This window comes from Acidobacteriota bacterium (assembly GCA_030949985.1).
In the GTDB taxonomy this organism is placed as follows: Bacteria; Acidobacteriota; Polarisedimenticolia; order J045; family J045; genus JALTMS01.
The window spans coordinates 1-5,382 of the sequence record JAUZRX010000116.1; the positions used below are offsets into that span (position 1 = coordinate 1).

7 protein-coding genes are annotated in these 5,382 nt (G+C 69.7%); 3 read left to right on the forward strand and 4 right to left on the reverse strand.

Translation table 11 applies throughout. The features are described from left to right. Positions 1-163 precede the first annotated feature (163 nt). Positions 164-643: an acyl-CoA thioesterase gene (locus Q9Q40_15025; protein ID MDQ7008532.1), complete on the reverse strand. Its 480-nt coding sequence runs from the start codon at positions 641-643 to the stop codon at positions 164-166. Beyond that, positions 640-1,296, reverse strand: coding sequence for a serine O-acetyltransferase (gene cysE / locus Q9Q40_15030; GenBank protein MDQ7008533.1), 657 nt, complete (start codon positions 1,294-1,296; stop codon positions 640-642). The genes Q9Q40_15025 and cysE overlap by 4 nt, the downstream gene beginning before the upstream one ends. 95 nt (positions 1,297-1,391) lie before the next feature. Here cysE and Q9Q40_15035 point away from each other — a divergent pair, with 95 nt between their 5' ends. Further along, on the forward strand, positions 1,392-1,877 hold the full coding sequence (locus Q9Q40_15035) for a DUF2752 domain-containing protein (protein ID MDQ7008534.1): 486 nt from the start codon (positions 1,392-1,394) through the stop codon (positions 1,875-1,877). 379 nt (positions 1,878-2,256) lie between these two features. Here Q9Q40_15035 and Q9Q40_15040 read toward each other — a convergent pair whose 3' ends face one another. Then, a complete protein-coding gene (locus Q9Q40_15040; protein MDQ7008535.1) occupies positions 2,257-2,913 on the reverse strand; it encodes a hypothetical protein in 657 nt (218 codons plus the stop codon). Next, positions 2,910-3,725: a ParA family protein gene (locus Q9Q40_15045; GenBank protein ID MDQ7008536.1), complete on the reverse strand. Its 816-nt coding sequence runs from the start codon at positions 3,723-3,725 to the stop codon at positions 2,910-2,912. The genes Q9Q40_15040 and Q9Q40_15045 overlap by 4 nt, the downstream gene beginning before the upstream one ends. Positions 3,726-3,905: 180 nt before the next feature. Between Q9Q40_15045 and Q9Q40_15050 the strand changes: the two genes are divergently transcribed. Further along, on the forward strand, positions 3,906-4,592 hold the full coding sequence (locus Q9Q40_15050) for an HAD-IB family phosphatase (GenBank protein ID MDQ7008537.1): 687 nt from the start codon (positions 3,906-3,908) through the stop codon (positions 4,590-4,592). Next, positions 4,585-5,136 (forward strand): NUDIX hydrolase, encoded by a 552-nt coding sequence (locus Q9Q40_15055; GenBank protein ID MDQ7008538.1) that lies wholly within the window; start codon positions 4,585-4,587, stop codon positions 5,134-5,136. Before Q9Q40_15050 ends, Q9Q40_15055 begins: the two co-directional genes overlap by 8 nt. Positions 5,137-5,382: the final 246 nt, after the last annotated feature.

Consider the following 5,382-nt stretch of genomic DNA (forward strand, 5'->3'; position numbering starts at 1 on the left):
GCGGCCGGGGACGGGTTCTTCTACCTCGTTCGCGGAGACGACGCCATCTGCGGCGCCGGCCCCCTGGGCAGCGACTCCGGCGGCAACCCGCGCAGCAACACCAACCCCCAGGCTTGCGCTTCAGGAAACCCGTAGCGCGCCGACGTGCGGCCGGCGGCGGATCTCAGGAGCGCTGCTGCAGGCGCAGAGCGCGGCGTTTCCGTGCCCGCTCGGCGCGCTGTCGTTCCTCGTCGGTCTGGGGCTCGAGGGGCGGGACGGGAACGCTACGGCCGGAAGCGTCGATGGCCACCAGGGTGACCAGGGCGCGGCAGGCCTGGGCGCGCATGCCGGTGACCGGGTCTTCGGCCACCACCGTCACGCCCACCTCGAGGGAGGTACGGAAGGTGGCGTTGACCACGCCGGTGAGGATGACGATCATTCCCGCCATCACCGGGCGGAGAAAGTCCACCCTGTCGAAGGAAGCGGTGACCACCGGCAGGCGGCAGTGGCGCATGGCGGCCATCGCCGCGCACTTGTCGGCCAGGGCCAGCACTCGCCCGCCGAAGATGTGGCCGTAGTTGTTGGTGTCGGCGGGAAGGACCAGTTCGGTCATCACCACCTGGGAAGCCTGGGGGGAGTGGGGAGGGTGCTCGGCCTGGGTCACGAGGGGGTCTCCGGGTCCGTTTCCGGCTTGTGCTCGAGGGCGTCGAGACGGCGCTGCACGTCGGCCAGGGCTTCGAGCACGGGGTCGGGGATGCGCTCATGGTGCAAGGTGATGATCTCCGCAGCTCGAGGATCCCGCCGCTGGACCTGTCGCGCCGGAATGCCCACCACTGTGGCCCCCGCGTCCACGTCGCGGATCACCACCGAGTTCGCGCCGATTCGCGCGCCGTGGCGGACACGAATCGGACCGAGGATCTTCGCCCCCGCACCCACCACCACGTGGTCTTCCAGGGTGGGGTGCCGCTTTTCCCGGAGCAAGCTGACGCCGCCGAGGGTCACTCCCTGGTAGAGCACGCAGTTGTCACCGATCTCCGCGGTTTCGCCGATCACCACTCCCGCACCGTGATCGATGAAGACCCGGTGGCCGATGCGGGCGGCCGGGTGGATCTCGATGCCGGTGAGAAGACGGGCTGCGTGAGAGAGCAGCCGAGGCAGCAGCACCATGCCTCTGCGCCAGAAACCGTGGGCCAGGCGATGAAGCCAGAGCGCGTGCACACCCGGGTAGCACAGGGCTACCTCGAGTCCCGTGCGGGCTGCCGGGTCTCTTTCGAAGACGACGTGCAGGTCTTCGCCCAGTGTCTTCCAGAAGGACATTTCCACTCCGGTGGCAGGCGTCGGACAACGGTAGGAGGGGCGGCGGGCGGGGTCAAGCCGCTTGCTCACCGGTGACGCACAGGATCCGGGCTACGATGGGTGCGATGGAGAATGCGCGTTCGTCACCGCAGCCCCTCGCCCGGGGAGCACTGGGACCCCTGTCGTGGAAGCTGATCCCGGTGGAGGACTCCTCCGCTCAGTGGGAGATCGTCCTGGCCCTGGTCAGCGTCGCTGCGCTGGCGGCAGCAGTGCTGCTGCCCCTGGACCTGCTGGCCTCCTGGCTTCCACCATGCCGCTTTCACGCCTGGACGGGATTTGCCTGTCCCTCGTGCGGGGTGACCCGTGGTCTGCTGGCGCTGCGCGCGGGGAAGCTCGGCACGGCCCTGGCCTGGAATCCCCTGCTGGTGGGCCTGGCGCTGGCCGGCGCGGTCTACGGCTTGTTGTCCTGGGTGATCTGGTTGCTGCGCCTGCCGCGCCTGCGGATCGGCCTGCGGGGCGGCGCGCGCCGACGAGCCTGGTGGCTGGCTGGAGCTGCCGTACTGCTGAACTGGGTCTGGCTGGTGATGCGCGGCGGGGTTTGATGTGCCGGCCGGGAGCGGGCACCTGTGGCTTGCTGTCGCCGGAGCCAGCCTGCTCGTCCCTCCGGCAACTGCAAACCGGCCAGCTTCGGTCCCGATCGGGGCGGAGGGAGCGAAACTGACCGGTTCTAGAGCTGCATACAGCTTTTGCAAATGGACAGTAAGCAATCATCGTGCCAGCGGCCCTGGTCGGTGGTAAGAAAATCGAATCATGTCTAAGATGTTGCAATCGCTGGCTTTCAAGGGTCGCTTAGGGTTTTGTGTCGTGGGCTGGTCCGCACGGGCTTGGCAAACTGTATCACAAAAGGGACATGTGTCTCGAGATGTGCCGCCGGGATGTGTCCCGAAGGTGGGACATCTCTTGTGGTTCAGACCTTGTGATTCACGATTCTGCGCCAGGCAGGAGGGGGCAGGTGGTCTCCAGGATGGCCGCACACCAGCCGGCGCTGACCGGCGGGGCAGGCAGGTTCCTGAGAAATTCGAGCAGGGGCGGGGAGAGGGGCTGCCCGGGGGACCATGGCGGCAGGTCGGCCAGGAGGGCGCCGGCGTGTCCGGCGGCCGGGGCGAGTTCTCTCCCGAGGTTCTCCGCGCCGACCACACCGATGGGATGGCTGGCGAGCCCTTCACCCAGGGTGGCGAGGGCCTGCCGGGCTTCCGGGCCTCGTCGAGGGTCGTCGATCCAGAGCAGGGCGCCGCAGGCTCCCAGCGCGGCGGCGCGCAGCCGGGCTCCCTCCAGGGGGTCGATCGATACCAGCAGAATCGCCCCGTCCACTTCCGCGCCTCCCACCTGCCGGTGCCAGGGCGTGGTGGGGTGGTCCTCGATCAGCCGGATTCGGGGGGCGCTCTCCGTCGCGCCGATGGCCGCTGCCAGCGCACGAGCGCAGGAAATTCCCGAGGCCGCCACCAGGGGCAGCAAAGCTCCGCCGAGCGCTGCGCAGGCCGCCGGCTGCGGTTCCACGCCGTCCTGGGACGGGCGACCCAGCAAGAGCCTGGCCACTCGGCGCAGGTCCGCATCCCGCCGGCCTCCGCCGCTCTTCACGCGGGGGGCTCCCTGCCACCCGACCCGGTCCACTGCCGCCACAGGAGGTCGGCCACCGCCATCACCTCTTGCCAGGGTTGGCTCCGGGGTGCGGTCTGGGCGACCACCTTTCCTCGGGCTGCGGCGCGGTCGAAGAGCACGCTGCGGTGCAGGCGTAGGGGCAGCAGCATGGAGCCCCATCGCTTTTCGGCCTCGGCCAGCAGCTCGCGGGTCAGCCGTCCCCCCCGGCGGCTCATGACGGGAAGGAATCGCAGTTCGGTGTGGTGACCGGTCTGTTCTTCGATTTCGACGGCCGTGGCCGCCAGGCGGCGGGCACCGTGCAGGGCGAAGGGATCCGGGGGAAGAGGCACCAGGCACGCGCCCGCGGCGACCAGGGCGTTGATGGTCAGCAGGCCGAGCGACGGGGGCGTATCGATGATCACGACTTCCCAGCGGTGGCCGTCGTCGGCCAGATGTTCCGCCAGGCGCTCGACGCGGCCCGGTAGGCGGGCCAGGTAAAGCTCCATGCCGGCGAGGGAGATTTCGCCGCCCGCCAGGTCGAGTCCCGGCTGCACCGGCATGACCGCCTGCCCGAGGCCGGGGCCTTGGCCGGTCAAGGGTGTGTGGGCGAGGACGTCCGCGAGTTCGACCTTGCCGGAGGATGGCGAAGGGGCGTTCGAGAGTGCCAACCACCGCCGCGCATGGCCCTGGGGGTCGAGATCCACCAGCAGCACCGCGTGACCCGCCGCCGTGAAAGCCCAGGCGAGATGGGTCGCCAGAGTGGTCTTTCCGCAGCCGCCTTTCTGCTGGGCGATGGCGACGATAGGCTCCACCGGGCACCTCCGGGGAGAAATCTGCGACAGGGCGAAGACTATCAGCTCGCAGAAAAGAACTGCAAGGAGCGTGTCGGTGCCGCGCACACGGCCGTGCGGAAGTAGACTGGAAACGCCCCGGGGCAACAGGCGCCGGCCGGCAAGGAGCCGAAGGTGAGGAAGGCGGGACAGGATATCCGCATGGTCTGTTTCGACGTCGACGGCACGTTGGTGCGGCATCCGGAAGACAAGACCGTCTGGCAGGTGCTCAACGAGGAGTTCCTCGGGCCGGGGCAGGGGGGGGGCGACGGGGAACGTTTCAAGGCCTTCGTGGAGGGGCGTCTGGAGTACGCCGAGTGGGTGGCCCTCGACGTGGGCGACTGGCAGCGTGCCGGCGTGACCCGGCAAGCCCTCGCCGCGGTGATTCGGCGCGAGCTGACACCGGTTCCCGGAGCGGCGGAGACCCTGCGGACCCTGCGGCGGCGGGGTTATCTGGTGGCCCTCGTCTCGGGCACCCTGGACTTGACTCTCGAGGTCGTCTTCGGCGGTCTGGAGGTGGATCGCGCTTTCACCAACCACATCCGCTTCGCCGCCGATGGGAGCATCAGCGGCTGGCAGGCGACGCCTTTCGACATGGAGGGCAAGGCCCGCGCCCTGGACCTGCTGGCCCGGGACTTCGATTGCCCGACCGGGAGCATCGCCTTCGTGGGCGACCATTGGAACGATCTGGCCGCCCTCGAAAAGGCGGCCGTGGCCATCGCCTACCAGCCGAAGGATCCCCGGGTGAGGGAGGCGGCCGATCACGTGCTCGAAGGCCCCGACCTGCTGCCGCTTCTCGACCTGTTCCCCGGGCGGCCCGCCGATCGAGGAGGTTCGCACCATGGATGAACGCGCCAGGACCCTGCGCAGTCAACGGGTCTACGAAGGTCGATTGCTGCGCATCGACCTCGAGCAGGTGGAACTGCCCGGCGGCGGCCGGGCGGAACTCGAGACCATCCGCCATCCGGGAGCGGCGGCCGTACTCCCCTTCCTGGACGACGGGCGCGTGGTGCTGATTCGTCAATACCGCCACGCGGTAGGGGGCTTCATCGTCGAGGTCCCGGCGGGCAAGCTCGATCGTCCCGGCGAGGCGCCGGAAGAGTGTGCCCAGCGTGAGTTGAGGGAAGAAACCGGCTACCGGTGTCGGCGCCTGGTACCCCTGGGACGGATCCTCACCACTCCGGGCTTTACCGACGAGGTGATCTGGCTCTATGAAGCTCACGACCTCCAGCCGGGTCCCGGTGCCTGCGAGGAGGGCGAGAAGATCGAGGTCTTCGAGGTCGGCTGGGAGCAGGCCCTGGCCCTGCTGCGGCGGGGAGAGATCGTCGACGCCAAATCCGTGGCCTGCCTGGCTCATGCCGCCCTGCGCCGAGGGATCCCTTCCCCCCTGTAACCCCCCCACCGTGGAGCGAACAATGTTGTTGCTGGCTGCCCGGCCGGGGGGGGCTCCCGCCGGGCGCCAGCCCCCCGGAGCGCGTTCGGTGCGCTCCGCAGCCACCCCTCTCGCCCGCCGGTGACGGCCCGGCGGCGCCCGCAGGCCCCCCCTCCCGGCGCCGCCGGGCGCGGGAGCGCCCCGGGATCCATCGGCCGGGCCGGCCGGGCGCGCTCAGAAAGCGTTCTTCAGGTCGTGGGGCTTGAC